Here is an 18,776-nt window from a genome sequence, read left to right on the forward strand (position 1 = left end):
TGACCGGGTCAGGCTTCGACGAGGTTCCGAAGATCCGGCCGCCCACCCAGACGGGTGACCGTGGAGGCCGCGCAGCGTGCGGCCAGGTCAGCTGCCCGCTCGACGCTCCGGCCACGGCCGAGTCCTCGCACCAAGCCGACGAAGAACGCATCGCCCGCACCGGTCCGGTCCCTGACCGCCTCAGCATCGTCGTGCGGACGGAGCGTCGTGCCGTCACGCCATCCGACCAGGTCACCTGCGCCGGCCACTTCCACCGCCACCACCGATGGTCCGCGAGCCAGAAGGGCGCGACAGGCCTCCTGCCCAGAGGGCATGGAGTTCACAGGGAACCCGACGAGCAGCTCGGTCTCGGCGGCGTCAGCGCGCAGGATGTCGGATGCCGCGAGCAGTTCATCGGTGCTCTCCGAGCCGGGAGCGCCGTCGAGAGCGACGATCAGGTCATTCCGGTGCGCGAGTGCCGCGGCTGCCGTCAGCGCCTCACCCGGCTGCTGCGCCTGCAGGCATACCGCCTCTGCACGCTGCGCGACGCCGGCGGCGGCATCGACGTCTTCCACGGTGAGCAGAGATGCCGACGGCGCGTGCTCGAGCAGCATCCTCCTCGCCGCTGCGTCGACGACATCGATCAGGGTCGCCGTAGCCCCGCGCCGCGACACCCCGCACACGTCGATGCCGTCACGCCGCAGAAGATCGAGAAGCTTCGCGCCGGTCGAATCGTCTCCGACGACGCCCACCGCCGCCACCTCGGCGCCCAACTGGCTCAAGCCGACGGCTTGATTCGCGCCTTTCCCTCCGAGCAACCAACGGAGCTCCGCGACCGTGGTCGAATCGTCCGGAGAGGGCAGGTCTCCGACCTGGACTGCGAGGTCCTGCGCGATCTGGCCGAAGACGACGACACGATCGAATCTCTTCCTCATGTGCCCCTCACCTGTCGGTCCGCGCTCTGACGTTCTTCGCTCACACCGCCAGGCTGACTCAGGAGATCTCGACCGGGCCAGCCTCTTGACCGGTACAGGGCGACGGGGTTATGCCGCTCAGTCGCGGTTCGCCCGGTAATACTCGAGCAGAGCCTTGGTCGAGGCGTCCTGCGCGTCGATCGCCGACTCATCGCCGCCGATCGCGGGGGCGATCTGCATGGCGAGCTGCTTACCGAGCTCCACACCCCACTGGTCGAAAGAGTTGATGCCCCAGATCGTGCCCTGGGTGAATGTGATGTGCTCGTAGAGGGCGATGAGCTGGCCGAGCACCTGCGGGGTCAGCGCGGGGGCGAAGATCGACGTCGTCGGGCGGTTGCCGGCGAACGTGCGCGCGGCGACGAGCGCACCCGTGGTTCCCTCGGCCTCGACCTCTTCGGCGCTCTTGCCGAACGCGAGCGCCTTCGTCTGGGCGAGGAAGTTCGCGAGGAAGAGCTCGTGCACGTCCTGGCCGCCGTCGGTGAGCGGGTACGCGGGGTTCACGAAGGCGATGAAGTCGGCGGGGATGAGCCGGGTGCCCTGGTGGATGAGCTGATAGAACGCGTGCTGACCGTTGGTGCCGGGCTCGCCCCAGAACACCTCGCCCGTGTCGGTCGTGACGGGCGTACCGTCCCAGCGGACGGACTTGCCGTTCGACTCCATCGTGAGCTGCTGCAGGTACGCGGGGAACCGGCTCAGCTGCTGCGCGTACGGCAGCACGGCATGCGTCTGTGCGCCATGGAAGTTCACGTACCAGACATTGAGCAGGCCCATCAGCACGGGCACATTGCGTTCGAGCGGCGTGGTGCGCACATGCTCGTCGACGGCATGGAACCCGGCCAGGAGGCCGCGGAAGGCGTCGGGGCCGAGGGTGACCGCGAGCGACAGTCCGATCGCGGAGTCGACTGAGTACCGACCACCCACCCAGTCCCAGAACCCGAACGCGTTGGCCGGATCGATGCCGAACGCGGCGACCTTGTCGAGGGCGGTCGACACGGCCACGAAGTGGTGCGCGACGGCGTCCGTGCGGGCGTCGTCATCGTCGGAGATGGCACCGGATGCTGCGAGGCCAGCCCACAGCCAGTCGCGCGCCAGGCGGGCGTTGGTGAGTGTCTCGAGAGTGGTGAAGGTCTTCGACGCGACGATGAAGAGCGTGGTCTCGGGGTCGAGATCCGCGGTCTTCTGGGCGAGGTCGGTGGGGTCGATGTTCGACACGAATCGTGCCTCGATGCCGGCATTCGCATAGGGCTTCAGCGCCTCGTAGACCATCACGGGGCCGAGGTCGGAGCCGCCGATGCCGATGTTGACGACGTGGGTGACCTTCTTGCCGGTGATGCCGAGCCACTCGCCGGTGCGGACCCGCGTCGCGAACGCGCTCAGTGCGTCGAGCACCGCCTGCACGTCGGCATCCACGTTCTGGCCGTCGACGACCAGCGAGGGGGAGGATGTTGCCGGGCGGCGGAGCGCCGTGTGCAACACTGCGCGGTCCTCGGAGGTGTTGAGGTGCGCTCCCTCGAGCATCGCCGTGTAGCGCTCGGCCACGCCGGTCTGCTCCGCGAGCCGCAGCAGTGCTGCGAGGACCTCATCGGTGACGAGGTTCTTCGACAGGTCGACGTGGAGATCGGCGAGCGGGAAGGAGAATCGCTCGGCGCGGTCGGCGTCGGCGGCGAACCACCCGCGCAGGTCGGCGTCGAACGACTCGCGCAGCGCGGCGAGCTCGGACCAGGCGGGAGTGTGTGTCGGATCAACAGGAGCGGTCATGGATCCACGGTACTGCGGCGGGCGACCCGATGAGCCCGGGATGACGCACGGGCTCGCTCTAGGATTGCTGCGATGACCGACACGGCCCCCGAGACCACCGCAGACCGGCGGATCAGGGCGACCGTCACCCGCCGATTCGTGCGGGATCCGCTGATCGTCGGGCTCATCCTGCTGGCCGCTGCGATCATCTGGACGCTCGCGGGCGATGAGCTGGGCTTCTTCTCGTTCCTCCTGATGCTGATCGGAGGGTGGAGCCTCGCATTCTCCTTCGTGAACGCGACCACGGAGATGCGACCCGTGCGCAACGGCGTCGTGCTGGAGCTCGGCGTGGCAGCGGTGCTGACGGCGCTCATGCTCTTCGTGATCGAGTTCGGCGGCAGGGAGCTGTTCGACCGGCTTCCCGAGGGCGCGCGAGCGGTGATCGTGGTGCTGCAGATCGCGGCGGCTCCCGCCACAGGATGGATCTGGCTCGGGCTCCTCTCACGGATCACCGGTCTGTTCCGGCGTCGCGACACGGCGAAGCGGCCGACGCCCGTGCCACCCGAATGGCAGCGGGAGGACGGCGGCGACGGATCACACGTCGAGTTCCCGGCGCTCGACCTGCGGATGCGCTCGCTCACCCTCGGGATCATCGGGGTCGTCGTGGTCGTCGGCCTTGCGGGAACCGCACTGCTGATCGCATTCGACGATGCGGTGATGACCATGGGCCCCCGGGTCGTGATCCTCGTGATGGGCGTGGTCGTCGGGCTTCCGGTGTACCTCCTGCTCAGGGCGGGCCTGCGCCGCCGGACGCTCTGGTGCAGGCTCGCGTTCGGCAACGATGAGCTGCGGATCCGCGCCGGCTCGTCGAGCCATCGGATCCCCTTCTCGGAGCTTCAGACGCTCATCTGGCGGATGCGCAGCGACTACGCCCGGGTGGAAGTCCGAGGTGCCGGCGCCGACCTCTCGCTCATCGTCGGCCTCGCGAAGCCTCCGACGGGCCGCACTGCCCAGCTGCCCCCGTTGCCTCGACGCGTGTTCCGCCGTCTCGAGCTCGCGGGACTCGCCGTGGAGCGCTCTCGTCGTGACGAGGTCGTGGTGTTCCGCCGCGCGGAGTGATCGCGCACTCGTGCACGCGGGAGCGCGCGCACGAGGTACGGTTTCTTTCATGGGAAGACTGCGGTATGACGGCACATCGGAGCCGATACTGATCGACGACGAGACGCTCGCACACCTCAAGGTCATCGTCGGAACGAAGCTGCGCCGTCAGGAGAGCTTCATGATGACCTGGCACCCGCGGGAGGGCGGCGACACCGGTCGCCTGACCGTGTGGATCCACCCGGCCATCCCGCTGCAGTTCCTCTTCACATCAGCGGAGTCGCTGTCCGTCGAGAAGCATCGCATCGAGGAGATGATGCGCTCCCTCAATGCGACCGGTGAGCTCGTGATCGACGACTACGTCGAACCCGCCGTCGCCAGCGGGCGCAAGCCACACGCCTGAGTCACCCGGCCGGGTACCCGTCGGCCTTGAGGAGTCGGGCGAGCTGCGCCGCGTTGCGGGCGGCCGTGGCTGTGGCCTGAGCGACCTTCTCCGGCGTCTCGTCGAGATCCTTGTAGTCCACGGTCTGCATCGCCTCGCCGTTCCAGTACACCGACCCCTGCGCGGGCACCGAGTAGCCGATGTCGTTCAGCGACTGGAACAGGATCGCGGCGATGTGGTGCGCGCCGTCCTCGTTGCCGACGATCCCGGCGATCGCGACCTTGTCGAACAGGATCGGCCTGCCTGCGTCGTCCGTCTCGCTCAGCTCGGCGTCGAGCCGCTCGAGCACGCGCTGAGCGATGCTCGAGTGCTGCCCCATCCAGGTCGGGGTGAGGAACACGAGGATGTCGGCGGCATGCACCTTCTCGCGCAACGTCGGCCACTGGTCGTCGCCGCCCATGTCGGCCTCGACACCCGGGCTGATCACGTGATCGACGGCTCTCACGATCTCTCCCGAGACTCCGTGCTCGCGGAGGGCTGCGAGCACCTGCGAACCGAGCAGATCGGTGCTCGAGTCCGAAGGTGAGGGCTTGAGGGTGCAGGAGATGGCCAAGGCAGTCAGTTGTGCGGTCATGTCTGCACGAAACCACCATCGGCGAGGATCCCCCAGGGGGTTCCGTCGCCGGGGCGACTGCGCTAGGCGGTATCCTGGATGACGGCCGTTACGACAGGAGACACCGTGATCCTCAGCTTCATCTTCTTCATGATCCTCTTCCTCGGAGGCATCTGGCTCATGGGGTTCGCTCAGTCGATGGAGGACTTCCAGGCGATCGTCTTCGTCGCAGGGCTCCTCATCACCAGCCTGTCTCTGGCATTCATGATGCGTCAGCGCGGGTCGGCCACCCGCCGCACGGACAACTGGTCGGGCAACCCCACCGAGTAGTCGGCATCGCCCGCAAGGCCGTCAACCGCGCTTGGCGAGTCTCATCTGGAGGTTGGCCTTCACCGCGGGCCACTCGGGCTCGATGATCGAGAACTCGACGCTGTCGCGCAGCGCGCCGTTGCGGTAGCGGCTCATCGCGCGCATGACGCCGTCCTGCTTCGCGCCGAGCCGTTCGATCGCGGCGCGCGACTGGAAGTTCACCCATTGCGTGGTCAGCCCCACTCGGAAGACCCCGAGCTCCTCGAATGCGTGACCGAGCAGGAGGAGCTTGGACTCCGCATTCGTCCCGGTGCCGTGCGCGGAGGGGCGATTCCAGGTGTACCCGATGTGCAGCCGCGGAGCATCGTCGTCGATGTCGTAGTACGACGTCAGGCCGAGGATGCGGCCGGACGAGTCGAACGCGGTGAAGGGGATCATCCCCCCGCTGTCGACGAGGCCGATACGGCGATCGATCTCGGCGGCGAGTCCCTCGGGTGAGGGGACGGACGTGTACCAGGCGTTCTTCCACAGGTCGCCTTCGAGCAGGGCATCGAGGAGCCCGTCGTGGTGGGAGACCTCGAGCGGGCGGAGCTCGACGAGGCGTCCGGTGAGGGTGATCGGGGCCGGAGTGGTGCGGAACGTCATGCTGCCATTCAACCAGCGGCGAGTCCGGGAAGCGTCAGGGGCTCGGCAGGCGATGCTCCCATTGGCCCCTGCCCATCCTCGCCGCGACGTAGGTGGTCTCTCCCACCCGTCGGAGCAGTCGCTGGTAGGCGATCACGATCTCGATCGTCACGCCCAGGTCGAAGGCGAGGCTCGCGGGGTGCGGCCCTCGGGCCTGCTCTGCCGCGGCATATGCTGCGGGCGTGATCAGCAGCCGCGCAGCCCACTCGTCGGCGCGGCGCTCCTGGCGCTCGCGTACGACGTCATCCGCCGTCGTGATATGGCCGAGCACCGCGTGAGCGAGCTCATGCGCGAGCACGCTGCAGGTCGCCCGTAGGCTCAGTCCTGGATTCAGCCGGATCGTGGCGGTGCGAGGCTCGTAGCCGCCGTATGTGCGCCCGGATCGCTCGACCAGGTGCAGCCCGTTCTCTTCGAGCAGGCGGAGGAGGTTCTCCATGAGGCCTCCTCGTCGTGGGGTCGTCAGTCGTAGAGATCGTCGGTGTCGTCGTCGTGCGCGAGGGGCGAATCGAATGCCACCTCTGCTTCATCTTCGCGTCGGCCGCGGACATCGGTGCGGGGGCGCAGAGGAGTGACCGTCGCGGTGTGCATCCCGCCTTCGGCGCGCAGTCGTTCCTCGGCGCGGTTGAGGACGAGGTGCGGCTCGAGATCGAGGGACGCGCTGACGGCGTAGAGGACCGGGATGGGGATGGCGCGTTTGCCGGTGACGTAGTTGTCGAGGGCGCTGCGGGCGATGCCGATCTCTCGCGCCATCGCCGCGATGCTGCTGCCTGCGGCGCCGATCTCGCCGCGGAGCTGGCGCCCGACGGCCGCGTTGAACTGCTCGCCAGGTGTCTTCACGTGAGTCACGATAGCACCGGGATGAAGCCAAGATGCCGTCATATTGGCGCCCGAATCTCTTGCTCCGCATCATGCGTGGCGATACTGTCTACGGGTGACGACAGATCTGCGACGAGCGGTGGCACTGACCGTGAGATCCGAAATCGTGGGTGCGGGCCGAACCGTCCCGTGGCTCGCGGAGGAGACCGGGATCGCCGTGCATGTGCTGCAGAAGCAGCTGGCGATGCAGCTCGACTTCACGGTCACGGACCTGGCCGAGATCGCCGGCGCTCTCTCGATCGACGTCGCGCGGCTCGTGCCGCGTTCTGTGGATCTCTGAGGCATCGCGCGCACCTCGCGCCTGGAGACGTGATCGCACTAGCGTGGGGATATGAAGACCGTCCCGTTCGGATCCGCCACCGCCCCCGCCGTCGTCGCCGGAATGATGCGCATCGATGACAAGGATGCCGCGCAGATCCGCGAGCTGTACCACACCGCCCGTTCTGCGGGCATCGACTTCTTCGACCACGCCGACATCTACGGCGGGAGCATGCACTTCTGCGAGGCCCGCTTCGCCGACGCGCTGGAGCTGAGTGCGGCCGAGCGCGATGAGATCGTGCTGCAGACCAAGTGCGGCATCAATCCCGCGGAGGGGTCGTTCGACTTCTCGTACGAGCACATCGTCCGCCAGGTCGAGGGTTCGCTGACGGCATTGCGCACCGATCACATCGACGTCCTGCTGCTGCACCGTCCGGATGCCCTCGTCGAGCCGGAGGAGGTCGCCAGGGCGTTCGACGAGCTCGAAGCCGCGGGCAAGGTGCGCTCGTTCGGCGTCTCGAACCACACGCCCCGGCAGATCGATCTGCTCCGCACGGCCGTGACGCAGCCGCTGATCGCGAATCAGCTGCAGCTGTCGATCACCCACGCGCCGATCATTGCCCAGCCCGTCGCCGCCAACATGGTGGGCGAGGATCAGAGCATCGTCCGCGACGGTGGCGGCATCGTCGAGTACTGCCGCATCAACGGCATCACGGTCCAGGCGTGGTCGCCGTTCCAGGGCGGGTTCTTCACCGGCGTCTTCCTCGGCAACCCCGAGTACGCCGAGCTCAATGCGGTGCTCGACCGTCTCGCCGCGTCGTACGGGGTCGCGCCGATCGCGATCGCGACGGCCTGGATCACGCGACACCCCGCCAAGATGCAGGTCGTGCTGGGAACGACGACGCCCGAGCGGGTGCGCGATGCCGCGGCAGGAGCTGACATCGAGCTCACTCGCGCCGAGTGGTACGAGCTGTTCCGGGCGGCAGGGCACCTGCTGCCGTAGGCCGGGCGCGACGCGCGCTCGTCGTCTACCCTGAACTCATGCCGTTCCTGTTCTCGATCCTCGTCATCGCGCTGATGGTCGGCGCGCTCGTGGACATCATCAAGCGCGACGACGCGCAGGTGAGGTTCCTGCCCAAGATGGTGTGGATCATCATCGTCATCCTGCTGCCCCTGATCGGCAGCCTGCTGTGGTTCGCGATCGGACGGGAGTACTCGGAGGCGGGCCTGCGCATCCCGCGGATGCGTCCGGCAGCCCGGCCGACGACGCGACAGCCGGACCCGCGACCCGCTGCCGCTCCGGTCGACACCCGGAGCACCGAGCAGCAGATCGCCGACCTCGACCGTGAGATCGAAGAGTGGCGTCTGCGTCAGGAGATCGAGAAGCGCCGCCGCGAGGGCGGAGAGTCGCCCGCGGGGTCGGAGCCTGCAGCGGGCTAGGCGGCCGCCGCGACGTCGAAGGACTCTCGAATGGCGTCCTCGAGCTTCGGGTAGGCGAACTCGAACCCGGCGAGTGTGAGCTTCTCGGGGATCACCCACCGGCTCTTCAGGATCAGCTCGGTCTCGGTGCGGATGCCGATGGCGCCGAGCTCGAGCATCCAGCGAGGCATCGGCGGTCCGAAACCCACACCGAGCACTCGGCGCACGGTGGCCATGAACTCCGCATTGTCGGACGGATTCGGAGAGGCAGCATTGACCGGCCCCTCGAGAGACGGGGTCGCCTCGAGGAAGTCGATGATTCGTGCGACATCCTCGACGTGCACCCAGCTGAACCGCTGCGCTCCGCGCCGGGCACCGGGGAGGTGTCCCGTGCCGGCGGCCCGACGCGCGCGGCTCACGGGCCACGGGCCGTCGTGCTGGGCGCCGCCGAGACCGAGGCGGGCCAGGTTCTTCAGGGGACCGAGAACGCCTCCGTGCCCGAGCACGATGGCGCTGCGCAGTGCGACCCGGCGGGTCTGCGGCAGGTCATCGGCGAACAGCGCGCGTTCCCAGGCCTTGGCGACCTCGACCGAGAACCCGGTGCCGAGGTCGCCGGACGACTCGGTCATCGGGCGGTCCTCCGCATGGCGGTAGATCGTCGCGGTCGACGAGTTCACCCACAGGGGTGGCGGGGCCGACGCCTTCGCGATCGCGGAGCTCAGCGACGACGTGGTGTCGAGCCTCGAGCGGAAGATGGCCGCGCGGTTGTCGGGGGTGTACCGGCAGTTCACGCTCTTGCCGGCGAGGCCGATGACCAGCGAAGAGCCGTCCACGGCGCGGTCGATCGCATCCTGGTCGCCCCACGCGATGTCGGCACCCGACCGTGAGATCGTGATCACCTCGCGCCCTGCCGCACGCAGGCGCGGAATGAGGTACTGGCCCATGAACCCGGTGGATCCGCCGATCACGACGGGGCCTTCGGGGGAGGGGATGGCATCCGTCACGGGGTCTCGCTCTCGATCGCGTATTCGAAGAATCCGGTGTACTCGTACACGCGACCGAGCAGGGGCGCATCGATCGTCATGTTCACATGGTGCCGCTCGCGGTCCTCATCCCAGCGCTCGACGAGTCCGATGCGCGGACGCAGGAACCCCGGGGCGGCGATGCGGAGACGTCCGAACCGCATCCCGACCCGACGGATCGTGAGCACGACGGCGCCCTCGCGGACGTCGATGTCGAAGGTCGTGACGACCGTGCGGTGCGGGCCGATCTCATTGCGCAGGACCCGGTTCGCCCCGAGGGAGACGATGTCGGGCATGACCCACGTTCGTCCGGGGAGTTCGAAGTGCCGGACGGCCACGGCCGTCCCGTCGATCGTGCGGTTCTCGATCCGGAACGGGACGTCCTGCTCCCATCCGGCGAAGGCGACGCCGAGGGCCTCCGCGATGCGGAACACGGGCCACAGCCACCGATGCCGCGAACCCGCACTCGTGAACTCGCCGGTGCCGACCCCGACGTGACCGTCGGGGATGGTGCGGAAGTACCATGCCGTCTTCGGATGGAGTTCGGAGATGCGCTCGCCGAGAGCCCGTTCGTAGGGCGATCCCTGTGCGGTGTCCGCTGCTGTCACCTCTTCACCCTACCGAGCGGCCGGGCGCAGCAGCCGGTCGAGCAGAGCGAGCGCCTCCTGCTGGGGCGCCGAGTCGTCGAGCAGCCACTGCGTCTGCAGGCCGTCGGACGCTGCGACGATGAGCGCGGCGACGGCGTCGGCATCCATATCGTCCCGCATCAGCCCACGCTCCTGCTGATGACGGATGACGTCGGCCATATCCGTGCGCAGGCGGGCGAAGCGGGTCGTGGCGAATTCTCGCGCGGCGGGGTGCCCCTCTTCGAGTGCGGCGGCGACCAGCGTCGAGTACAGCTGCACGAGGCCGGGGATCTCGCGGTTGGTACGAGCGGATTCGAGCATGCGAGAGGTGGGGGTGGCGTCATCGGGGAGCGTGTCCGGCTGCTGTCGCCCGGGGGCCGTGCTCTCCTGGTAGACCGCCACCAGCAGCTCCTCCAGCGAGCCGAAGTAGTGGGTGAGGGCGGAGTGCGTGACACCGACGGCGCTCGCGATCGCGCGCAGGCTCGTGCGGTCGGCGCCCCGCGCGGCGAACACCTCGATCGCCCGGTCCAGGATCTCCTGGCGTCGGGCGATCCCCTTCGCGTACGCGCCGCGCGGACGGGAGCGCTCCTCGTCGGCGGTGGCGGGGAGGTCGTCGGTCATGGGACGAGTGTAGCGAAATGAAAACTTCCGCGCGGAGGTATTTGGTGATAGCGTGCTCGGACAGACGGGTCGATGCGCCCGCACGTCGCCGAAGACTGAAGGAGAGACCAGTGACGATCCAGACTTCCATCCAGCTGTTCACGATCAAGGACCAGCTGGAGGCCGACCTCGAAGGCTCCCTGAAAGAGGTCGCCGCCCGGGGATTCACCGCCGTCGAGCCGTATGACTTCGTGCGTCGCGCGCAGCCGATGGCCGATGCTCTGCAGAGCGCGGGCCTCACCGCGCCCTCGGGCCACGCGTTCCTCGCCTCGCAGTCGTTCGTGAACCCCGACGGCAGCGGCACCACGCTTCCCGTTCCGTCTCCGGCCGAGGTGTTCGCCGCGGCCAAGGTGCTCGGCATGGGCACGGTCATCGATCCGTACACCGAGCCCGCCCGCTGGGAGTCGATCGAGCAGATCGAGGAGACGGCCCGGCTGCTCAACGAGGCTGCGGCCGTCGGCGCGAGCGTCGGCGTGCGCGTCGGCTACCACAACCACGCGCATGAGCTCGAGGCCGTGTTCGACGGCGTCACCGGACTCGAAGTGCTCGCGGGCCTGCTCGACGAGCGCGTCGTGCTCGAGGTAGACCTGTACTGGGTGGCCCGCGGAGGTGTCGACCCCACAGCGCTGCTGCAGCGTCTCGGCGACCGCGTCATCGCGGTGCACGCCAAGGACGGAACGCTCGACCCGGCTCTTCTCGCCGCCTATCCGCCGGCCGACCAGGTGCCTGCGGGTGAGGGCACGGTCCCGCTCGTCGAGGCCATCGCCGCGGCTCCGGCCCTCGAGCTCGCGATCGTCGAGTTCGACCACTACGAGGGCGACCTGTGGGCCGCCGTCGAGCGCAGCCGAATCTACCTCGACGAGAAGGTGGCCGGCTGATGGCCGTCGGCAACGGACCCGTCGGCGTCGGCATCATCGGCGCGGGCAACATCAGTGACCAGTACCTGTCGAACCTCACCACGTTCCCCGATGTGCGGGTGCTCGCCATCGGCGACCTGCTCGTGGACCGCGCGAAAGCGCAGGCCGAGAAGTACGGCGTCGCGCGTGCGGGTGGCGTCGAGGCGGTGCTGAACGACCCCGAGATCGACATCGTCGTGAACCTGACGATCCCGGCCGTCCACGTCGAGGTGTCCGAGGCGATCATCGCCGCGGGCAAGCACGTCTGGACCGAGAAGCCGATCGGCGTGAGCCGTGACGAGTCGCTGCGTCTGCTGCAGAAGGCGGATGCCGCGGGGCTTCGCGTCGGCGTCGCGCCCGACACCGTCCTCGGACCCGGCGTGCAGACCGCGAAGCGAGCGATCGCACGCGGCGACATCGGTCGACCGCTCTTCGCCCAGACCACCTTCCAGTGGCAGGGGCCGGAGATCTTCCACCCGAACCCCGCGTTCCTGTATGCCAAGGGCGCAGGGCCGCTGCTCGACATGGGGCCGTACTACGTGTCGGCGCTCGTACACGTGTTCGGTCCCGTCGCGGCCGTCGCCGCCCTCGGGCTGCAGGGCACACCGACGCGCACGGTGCAGGTCGGCGAGCTTGCCGGTCAGGAGTTCCCCGTCGAGATCCCGTCGACGTTGAGCGTGCTCATGGACTTCGAGCAGGGCGGACAGGCGCAGAGCCTGTACAGCACCGATTCGCCCCTGTTGCGCCAGGGCATCGTCGAGATCACCGGCACCGAGGGCACGATCGTGATCCCCGACCCGAACACGTTCGGCGGGCCGATCACGATCACGCGTCCGCTGTCGCGGGTCTTCGTGCCGCCGGAGCCGACCGTGCAGGACGTCGTCGACGTCGAGCAGGAGGGTGTGCTCTCGGGTCGCGGCGTCGGGCTGCTCGACATGGCGCGCTCGATCGCTGCGGGCCGTCCGCACGTCGCCACCGGCGAGTTCGGGTACCACGTGCTCGACACCCTGCTGTCGATCGAGGAGGCGGCGGAGTCGCGCAGCTTCGTGAAGGTCGAGAGCACACTCGACGAGGTCGGCGCGATCGACGCCGACTTCGATCCGTTCGAGTCGACTCTCTGAGAAACGTCGGTGTGGCGGCGGGGAAGCGCGGTCAGCGCGTCCGCGCCGCCACATGACGGTCGACGTTTGCGGGGGAGAGCACCTCGCGGGCGACCATGATCGCTGCGCCGAGCACGGCCGCACGGTCACCGGCCTGCGACTGCACGATCGCGAGATGCTGGGTCGCGAGGGGGATCGAGCGCCGGTAGACCACCTCGCGAACGCCCGCCAGAAGGTGCTCGCCGGCCCGGGCGATGCTGCCGCCCAGCACGATGATCGACGGGTTGAGCAGGTTGACGACGGTGGCGAGGACCTCGCCCACATCGCGACCCGCCTGTCGCGTCGCCTCGATGGCCGCGGCATTGCCGGCGCGGACGAGGTCGACGACATCGGCAGGGCCGCTCGCCTCGTACCCGTCAGCATGCAAGGCCGTCGCCAGTGCCGCGCCGCTGGCGAGAGCCTCGAGGTCGCGCTCGTCGCCGGGCTCCCTGGCTGAGCCGGATCCGCTCGGAACCTGCACGTGCCCCATGTCGCCCGCCGAGCCCTGGGCGCCCCGCTGCAGCTGGCCGCCCGCGATGATCCCCGCGCCGATGCCGGTCGACACCTTGACGAAGATCAGATCGTCGACGTGCGGCCAGGTCGTGGCGTGCTCGCCGAGCGCGAGGATGTTGACGTCGTTGTCGACGAGCACCGGTACGTCGAAGGTGCGCTGCACGTAGCCGGGGACGTCGAAGCGGTCCCACCCGGGCATGATCGGCGGATTGGTCGGTCGCCCCGTCGAGTGCTCGACCGGACCCGGAACCCCGATCCCGATGCCGAACAGCGAGATTCCGTCGCTTGCGGGGGTATCGAGAAGGGCCGCGCCGTCGGCGAGGATCACATCGAGCAGTCTCTCGGGGCCATCGCCGATGTCGATCGTGCGTGTGCGCGAATCGAGGATCACTCCGGCGAGGTCGGCCACCGCGACGGTCGCGTGCGTGGCGCCGAGGTCGACCGCCAGCACCACTCCGGCGCGGGAGTTGAAGGCCAGTCGGGCGGGCGGGCGTCCGCCGGTCGAGACCGCCTCTCCTGCCGGGCGCAGCAGGCCGGCGGCCAGCAGCGCGTCCACTCGCAACGCCACCGTGGAGCGCGCGAGGCCGGTGAGGGCGGCGAGCTCGGCCTTGGTGCGGGCGGTGCCGTCGCGGAGGATCTGGAAGATCTCTCCGGCACCGGGATTCGCCGCCGCGGCGGGGCGAAGTGCGTCAACCATTGCGTCAGTAAACCACAGCACTTACGAGCACCCTCGATTGACTTCCGATTCGTTACAAATAACTTTTGACAGACCTCTAGCAAAAGTCCGCGATGCTGTGCAAGACTCGCCGGCATGACAACGGATGTCACAGACACCGGTCTCGGAACGATCCGAGCCGGCATCCTCGGCGGAGGATTCATGGCCCGCGTGCATCGCACCGCGGCCCGCGACGCCGGCGGCGAGCTCCGCGCCGTCGCCACACGCTCCGCATCGGGAAGCAGGCAGGCAGCCGACGAGCTCGGAGCCGGTCGCGCCGAGACCGATGCGGCCGCACTGCTGGATGCCGACGACATCGATGTCGTGCACATCTGCACCCCGAACGTCACCCATGCCGACCTCGCCCTCCGCGCGCTCGACGCCGGCAAGCACGTCGTCTGCGAGAAGCCGTTGGCGACGAGCGCCGACGATGCGAAGCGGCTCGTAGACCTCGCGGCGGAACGCGGTCGGGTCGCCGCCGTGCCGTTCGTCTACCGGTACCACCCGATGGTGCGTGAGGCGCGGGCTCGCGTCGCTCAGGGGGACATCGGTGAACTCCTCACGCTCGACTGCTCGTACCTGCAGGACTGGATGCTGTTCCCGACCGACGACGACTGGCGGGTGCGATCGGCCACAGGCGGTGCCTCCAGGGCGTTCGCCGACATCGGCTCGCACCTGTGCGACCTGATCGAGTTCGTGATCGGCGAGCGCATCCGGTCTCTGAGCGCGCGGACCCGTCGCGTGTTCGACGAGCGGGCAGGGCAGACGGTGGACACCGAGGACATCGTCGCGATCCTCGTCGAGACGGGATCGGGAGCGCTCGGCACGCTGCTCATCTCGCAGATGGCCGCAGGGCGCAAGAACGCGCTGACGCTCGAGCTGCACGGATCGCTGCAGAGCCTGCGCTTCGAGCAGGAGCGTCCGGAGGAGCTGTGGATCGGGATGCGGCAGGAATCACGTGTCCTGCTGCGCGACCCCGCCACGGCTGCCCCCGATTCGGTCCGTCTGCAGCGCGTCCCCTCCGGGCACGCGATGGGCTATCAGGACGCGTTCAACGGATTCATCGCCGACGTGTACGCGGCGATCGGCGGCGCGCACCCGACGGGTCTTCCGACATTCGAAGACGGATATCGATCCGCCGTGCTGACCGAGGCCGTCCTCGCCTCTGCGGCCACGGACGGTCGCTGGACGGAGGTGGCGGCATGACCGCAGCGGTCGACACGCAGGCAGTGCTGGAGGTCTCCGGCATCCGCAAGTCGTTCTTCGGCGTCGAGGTGCTGAAGGGCATCGACTTCGACGTGCGTCCCGGTGAGGTGCATGGTCTGGTCGGTGAGAACGGAGCGGGCAAGTCCACGCTCATGAAGATCATCGCCGGAGTCCAGCCGGCTGACGAGGGCGTCGTGCGATACCGGGGCGACGAGGTGCACCACACGCATCCTCGGCAGGCGATGGACGACGGGATCGTCACCGTCTTCCAGGAGTTCACGCTGCTTCCCGAGCGCACGGTCGCGCAGAACGTGTACCTCGGGCGCGAGCCCCGCCGCGGCGGTTTCGTCGACCGCAGGGCCATGGTCACCCGGACTGCGGAGCTTCTCGCGGATCTCGGCGTCTCGTTCATCGACCCGCAGGCGCGTGTCGGCTCGCTGACGGTCGCCGAGCAGCAGATCGTCGAGATCGTGAAGGCACTGTCGTTCGATGCGCGGGTCATCTCGATGGACGAGCCGACGGCGGCGCTCAGCGACCGGGAGGTCGAGCTGCTGTACGCGATCATCCGTCGGCTCACCTCTCGCGGTGTCGCGGTGATCTACGTCTCGCATCGGCTGAAGGAGATCTTCGACCTGTGCGACCGCATCACGATCCTCAAGGACGGCGCGCTCGTGTCGACCGATGCGACGTCGGATCTGACCACCGACGAGCTCGTGCGCCGCATGGTGGGCCGCTCGATCCAGTCGTACTTCCCGGATGCCGTCGACGGCACGGTCATCGGCGAACCGCGGCTCGAGCTCGAGGGCTGCGGCAATGCCTTCGTCGACGAGGTCTCGCTCACGCTCCGCGCGGGGGAGATCGTCGGGATCGCCGGGCTGCAGGGATCAGGACGCACCGAGCTCGTGGAGGGCATCTTCGGGATCGACCCGTTCGTCCGGGGCAGCATGCGGGTCGACGGCGCATCCACTCGGATCACGAGTGCGCGCGGGGCGGTGCGGGCAGGACTCGCACTCGTCTCGGAAGACCGCAAGGCACAGGGTCTGGCGCTGGGACAGTCGGTGCTCGACAACTCTCTGCTCGTCATCCGGAGCGTGTTCTCCGCTCGCACATCGCCCTCTCGTCGTGAGGTTCCCGGGGTGCTCAGCTCGCTCGAGATCAGCTCGCGCGGCCTCGACCAGGAGGTGCGCTTCCTCTCGGGCGGCAACCAGCAGAAGGTCGTGCTCGCGAAGTGGCTGCTCACGCAGCCGCAGATCGTGCTCTTCGACGAGCCGACCCGCGGTATCGACGTCGGTGCGAAGTACGCGGTCTACCAGCTCATGCGAGATCTCGCGGCACAGGGCAAGGCCGTGCTGATGGTCTCGAGCGAGCTCCCCGAGGTGATCGGCATGAGCGACCGGATCCTGGTCATGCACGACGGCGAGCTCGTCGCCGAGCTGCCGGCGGGGTCCGCCGAGCACGAGATCCTCGGGGCCGCGACCGGAGCGATCCACCCGCATGATGAGGCCACCGACGGAGGTGCACGATGAAGCGCATACGGATCGACTCGACGGTGATCGTCCTCGGCATCCTCGTCCTCGCCCTGATCGTCGGCGCGATCCTCGTCGCAACCGTCGGACGCAACTTCTTCAGCGCGGGCAACATCCGCGACATCCTCACCGGGATGAGCGTGCTCGGACTCGTCGCGATCGGTCAGACGCTCGTGGTGCTCGGCGCCTCGCTCGACCTGTCGGTCACGTACGTGATCAGCCTCTCGAGCCTGTTGGCCGCCACGATCATGAACGGGAGCCCTGGCAACATCCCCGCCGCGGTCGCGGTCACCCTGCTCGTCTGCGCCGGGATCGGCCTCGTCAACGGACTCATCGTCACGGTGCTCAAGGTCAACGGCTTCATCGCCACCCTCGGCGTCGGGCTGATCCTGCAGGGCATCCTCAACACCAACTTCGAGGGCTCGTCAGGCAACGTGCCGTGGGAGTTCCAGCTGATCGGCGCCACGGGCGTCGGTCCGATCCCCGTCTCGACCATCATCATGATCGCGCTCGCCGCGGTCGTGTGGTTCCTGCTGAACCGCACCCGCACCGGTGCCCACCTGTACGCGGTGGGCGGGGATCCTGAGATCGCCCGGCTGTCAGGGGTGCGCACGCGCCCACCGCTGATCGCGGCTCATGTGCTGTGCTCCGTCTTCGCCGGACTCGCAGGATTGCTGCTCGCCAGCAGGCTCGGTGTCGGCAGCCCGACTGTCGGCCAGCAGGGCGGTTACGCGCTGCTGTCGATCGCGGCCGTCGTGCTCGGCGGCACGCTGCTGCTCGGTGGCCGCGGCTCGATCTGGGGCGCGATCGGCGGTGTCGCGATCCTCGCGGTGGTCGACAGCGTGATGAGCGTCATGCAGGTGAACCCGTTCTTGAAGGACGTGGTGCGCGGCGTCGTGATCGTCGCAGCCGTGGCGGTCTACAGCCGACGAGCGATCGTTCGTCGCCGCCCGCGATTCGGTCCGGGCGGCACGAGAACCGGGGGAGACGATGCCGCCAAGGCGGCCGAGCCTGAGATGGCGGCCGCCGCCTCAGAACTCGCCGATACGAGCACCGCTGCGGAAGGAGGACGCCCATGAACGCGCTGCGCACACTCGTGAGTCCCCGCGGCGCGGTGTTCCTGCTGCTCGGGATTCTGCTCGTCGCCGTCACCATCCTCAACCCGAGCTTCGCGGAGCCCGGCCAGTTCATGCGCTTCATCCAGCGGGTGGCTCCGATCGCGATCGTCGCGATCGGTCAGTACTTCGTCATCATCGCCGGAGAGTTCGACCTGTCACAGGGATCGCTGATCACTGCGCAGGTGATCATCGCGGGCAACCTCGTCGGGCAGGACGACTCGCGCACCATCCCGGTGCTGCTGCTCATGGTCGTCTTCGGCGCCGTGGTCGGACTCGTCAACGGCGTGATCACGACGCTGCTCAAGGTGCCGTCCTTCATCGTCACTCTCGGCATGATGCTCGCTCTCCTGGGCGGCGTCATGTGGTGGACGGGGGGAGCCGCCACAGGCAATCCCGCCGACAGCTTCCGCGAGATCGGCCGCGGCGGCATCCGCGATGTGCCGTTCCTCGAGTTCATCCCCTGGGCGGTGTTCATCCTGATCGGCTGGCTCGCCCTCGGCATCTGGATCACGAAGCGGCCGCTCGGCAAGCTGCTCATCGCAGTCGGCGACAACGCCACGGCGGTCGACTTCGCCGGCGCCCGCAGCGCCTGGGTCACGACGCGCGCGTTCATGATCTCGTCGCTCTCCGCCACCCTCTCGGCGGTACTGCTCGTGGGCTATGCGGGCGTGCACCCGTCGGTCGGCCGCGGCTACGAGTTCGTCGCGATCACGGCCGTCGTCCTCGGTGGCGTCGTGCTCGGCGGAGGCCGGGGCTGGATCGTCGCCGCCGCTGCGGGAGCCTTCGCGCTCGAAGCCCTGTTCATGCTGCTGAACATCGCCGGCGTTCCCTCGACACTGCGCGACGCCGTGCAGGGAGTCATCATCATCGCCGCCGTCGCCTACTCCGCGGTCGCGTTCCGCGCCCGGCGCAGACGAGGGCCGCACAACCCTCCCGAGCTCGGGCCCTCGGAGACCGCAGGAACCGCAGAACCCGTATCCACCGCAACAACCCGCACCATCCACACAGAAACCAGAGGAGATTAGC

General features: G+C 68.5%; 22 protein-coding genes. 12 read left to right on the forward strand and 10 right to left on the reverse strand.

Translation table 11 applies throughout. The annotated features are described in order from the left end of the window. Window positions 1–8: 8 nt before the first annotated feature. A complete protein-coding gene (locus ACQ4LY_RS11085; protein ID WP_431071413.1) occupies window positions 9–914 on the reverse strand; it encodes a PfkB family carbohydrate kinase in 906 nt (301 codons plus the stop codon). Between the two features lie 117 nt (window positions 915–1,031). Beyond that, complete coding sequence (gene pgi, locus ACQ4LY_RS11090) at window positions 1,032–2,711, reverse strand: glucose-6-phosphate isomerase (RefSeq protein WP_431071415.1); 1,680 nt, start codon at window positions 2,709–2,711, stop codon at window positions 1,032–1,034. 72 nt (window positions 2,712–2,783) lie between these two features. On the opposite strand from pgi, the gene ACQ4LY_RS11095 reads away from it, so the two are divergent. After that, window positions 2,784–3,809, forward strand: coding sequence for a hypothetical protein (locus tag ACQ4LY_RS11095; RefSeq protein WP_431071417.1), 1,026 nt, complete (start codon window positions 2,784–2,786; stop codon window positions 3,807–3,809). A 49-nt stretch (window positions 3,810–3,858) separates the two neighbouring features. Continuing rightward, on the forward strand, window positions 3,859–4,191 hold the full coding sequence (locus tag ACQ4LY_RS11100; RefSeq protein ID WP_431071419.1) for a hypothetical protein: 333 nt from the start codon (window positions 3,859–3,861) through the stop codon (window positions 4,189–4,191). A 1-nt stretch (window position 4,192) separates the two neighbouring features. On the opposite strand, the gene ACQ4LY_RS11105 is transcribed toward ACQ4LY_RS11100, so the two are convergent. Continuing rightward, window positions 4,193–4,804, reverse strand: coding sequence for a flavodoxin family protein (locus ACQ4LY_RS11105; protein WP_431071421.1), 612 nt, complete (start codon window positions 4,802–4,804; stop codon window positions 4,193–4,195). A gap of 78 nt (window positions 4,805–4,882) precedes the next feature. Between ACQ4LY_RS11105 and ACQ4LY_RS11110 the strand changes: the two genes are divergently transcribed. After that, complete coding sequence (locus tag ACQ4LY_RS11110; RefSeq protein WP_431071423.1) at window positions 4,883–5,113, forward strand: hypothetical protein; 231 nt, start codon at window positions 4,883–4,885, stop codon at window positions 5,111–5,113. 21 nt (window positions 5,114–5,134) lie between these two features. Here ACQ4LY_RS11110 and ACQ4LY_RS11115 read toward each other — a convergent pair whose 3' ends face one another. From ACQ4LY_RS11115 to ACQ4LY_RS11125, 3 genes are read right to left on the reverse strand one after another with little or no spacing between them, the layout of a single operon-like run. Beyond that, on the reverse strand, window positions 5,135–5,737 hold the full coding sequence (locus ACQ4LY_RS11115) for a GNAT family N-acetyltransferase (RefSeq protein ID WP_431071425.1): 603 nt from the start codon (window positions 5,735–5,737) through the stop codon (window positions 5,135–5,137). Window positions 5,738–5,771: 34 nt separating this feature from the next. Further along, window positions 5,772–6,212, reverse strand: coding sequence for an ImmA/IrrE family metallo-endopeptidase (locus ACQ4LY_RS11120; protein ID WP_431071427.1), 441 nt, complete (start codon window positions 6,210–6,212; stop codon window positions 5,772–5,774). Window positions 6,213–6,235: 23 nt separating this feature from the next. Beyond that, window positions 6,236–6,613: a helix-turn-helix domain-containing protein gene (locus ACQ4LY_RS11125; protein WP_431071429.1), complete on the reverse strand. Its 378-nt coding sequence runs from the start codon at window positions 6,611–6,613 to the stop codon at window positions 6,236–6,238. Window positions 6,614–6,707: 94 nt separating this feature from the next. On the opposite strand from ACQ4LY_RS11125, the gene ACQ4LY_RS11130 reads away from it, so the two are divergent. Genes ACQ4LY_RS11130 through ACQ4LY_RS11140 form a run of 3 tightly spaced genes read left to right on the forward strand, consistent with a single transcriptional unit; the run spans window position 6,708 to window position 8,350 of the window. Continuing rightward, the gene (locus ACQ4LY_RS11130; protein ID WP_431071431.1) at window positions 6,708–6,932 is read left to right on the forward strand and encodes a hypothetical protein; all 225 of its coding nucleotides are present in this window, start codon (window positions 6,708–6,710) and stop codon (window positions 6,930–6,932) included. Between the two features lie 51 nt (window positions 6,933–6,983). Then, entirely contained in the window at window positions 6,984–7,913 is a 930-nt protein-coding gene (locus tag ACQ4LY_RS11135; protein WP_431071433.1) for an aldo/keto reductase, read from the forward strand. Between the two features lie 38 nt (window positions 7,914–7,951). Then, window positions 7,952–8,350 carry a PLDc N-terminal domain-containing protein gene (locus tag ACQ4LY_RS11140; RefSeq protein ID WP_431071435.1) on the forward strand — a complete coding sequence of 133 codons (399 nt, stop codon included), beginning with the start codon at window positions 7,952–7,954 and terminating at the stop codon, window positions 8,348–8,350. Here ACQ4LY_RS11140 and ACQ4LY_RS11145 read toward each other — a convergent pair. Genes ACQ4LY_RS11145 through ACQ4LY_RS11155 form a run of 3 tightly spaced genes read right to left on the reverse strand, consistent with a single transcriptional unit; the run spans window position 8,347 to window position 10,598 of the window. Beyond that, a complete protein-coding gene (locus ACQ4LY_RS11145; protein ID WP_431075673.1) occupies window positions 8,347–9,273 on the reverse strand; it encodes an epimerase in 927 nt (308 codons plus the stop codon). The genes ACQ4LY_RS11140 and ACQ4LY_RS11145 overlap by 4 nt on opposite strands. A gap of 56 nt (window positions 9,274–9,329) precedes the next feature. Further along, window positions 9,330–9,959 carry a DUF4166 domain-containing protein gene (locus tag ACQ4LY_RS11150; RefSeq protein ID WP_431071437.1) on the reverse strand — a complete coding sequence of 210 codons (630 nt, stop codon included), beginning with the start codon at window positions 9,957–9,959 and terminating at the stop codon, window positions 9,330–9,332. 9 nt (window positions 9,960–9,968) lie between these two features. Beyond that, window positions 9,969–10,598 (reverse strand): TetR/AcrR family transcriptional regulator, encoded by a 630-nt coding sequence (locus ACQ4LY_RS11155; RefSeq protein ID WP_431071439.1) that lies wholly within the window; start codon window positions 10,596–10,598, stop codon window positions 9,969–9,971. 110 nt (window positions 10,599–10,708) lie between these two features. On the opposite strand from ACQ4LY_RS11155, the gene ACQ4LY_RS11160 reads away from it, so the two are divergent. Both ACQ4LY_RS11160 and ACQ4LY_RS11165 read left to right on the forward strand, forming a co-directional pair. Then, entirely contained in the window at window positions 10,709–11,515 is an 807-nt protein-coding gene (locus ACQ4LY_RS11160) for a sugar phosphate isomerase/epimerase family protein (RefSeq protein ID WP_431071441.1), read from the forward strand. Continuing rightward, window positions 11,515–12,654, forward strand: coding sequence for a Gfo/Idh/MocA family protein (locus ACQ4LY_RS11165; RefSeq protein ID WP_431071443.1), 1,140 nt, complete (start codon window positions 11,515–11,517; stop codon window positions 12,652–12,654). Before ACQ4LY_RS11160 ends, ACQ4LY_RS11165 begins: the two co-directional genes overlap by 1 nt. A gap of 31 nt (window positions 12,655–12,685) precedes the next feature. Here the strand turns inward: ACQ4LY_RS11165 and ACQ4LY_RS11170 are convergent, their stop codons facing one another. Further along, the gene (locus tag ACQ4LY_RS11170) at window positions 12,686–13,882 is read right to left on the reverse strand and encodes an ROK family protein (protein ID WP_431071445.1); all 1,197 of its coding nucleotides are present in this window, start codon (window positions 13,880–13,882) and stop codon (window positions 12,686–12,688) included. A 114-nt stretch (window positions 13,883–13,996) separates the two neighbouring features. Here ACQ4LY_RS11170 and ACQ4LY_RS11175 point away from each other — a divergent pair, with 114 nt between their 5' ends. Genes ACQ4LY_RS11175 through ACQ4LY_RS11190 form a run of 4 tightly spaced genes read left to right on the forward strand, consistent with a single transcriptional unit; the run spans window position 13,997 to window position 18,775 of the window. Beyond that, window positions 13,997–15,106: a Gfo/Idh/MocA family protein gene (locus tag ACQ4LY_RS11175; protein ID WP_431071447.1), complete on the forward strand. Its 1,110-nt coding sequence runs from the start codon at window positions 13,997–13,999 to the stop codon at window positions 15,104–15,106. Beyond that, the gene (locus ACQ4LY_RS11180) at window positions 15,103–16,632 is read left to right on the forward strand and encodes a sugar ABC transporter ATP-binding protein (RefSeq protein WP_431071449.1); all 1,530 of its coding nucleotides are present in this window, start codon (window positions 15,103–15,105) and stop codon (window positions 16,630–16,632) included. Before ACQ4LY_RS11175 ends, ACQ4LY_RS11180 begins: the two co-directional genes overlap by 4 nt. Next, entirely contained in the window at window positions 16,629–17,711 is a 1,083-nt protein-coding gene (locus ACQ4LY_RS11185) for an ABC transporter permease (RefSeq protein ID WP_431071451.1), read from the forward strand. The genes ACQ4LY_RS11180 and ACQ4LY_RS11185 overlap by 4 nt, the downstream gene beginning before the upstream one ends. Further along, window positions 17,708–18,775, forward strand: a complete 1,068-nt coding sequence (locus tag ACQ4LY_RS11190) for an ABC transporter permease (RefSeq protein ID WP_431071453.1) — start codon at window positions 17,708–17,710, stop codon at window positions 18,773–18,775. Before ACQ4LY_RS11185 ends, ACQ4LY_RS11190 begins: the two co-directional genes overlap by 4 nt. Window position 18,776: the final 1 nt, after the last annotated feature.

The sequence above is a fragment of the Microbacterium phyllosphaerae genome (genome assembly GCF_050628115.1).
In the GTDB taxonomy this organism is placed as follows: Bacteria; Actinomycetota; Actinomycetes; order Actinomycetales; family Microbacteriaceae; genus Microbacterium; species Microbacterium phyllosphaerae_A.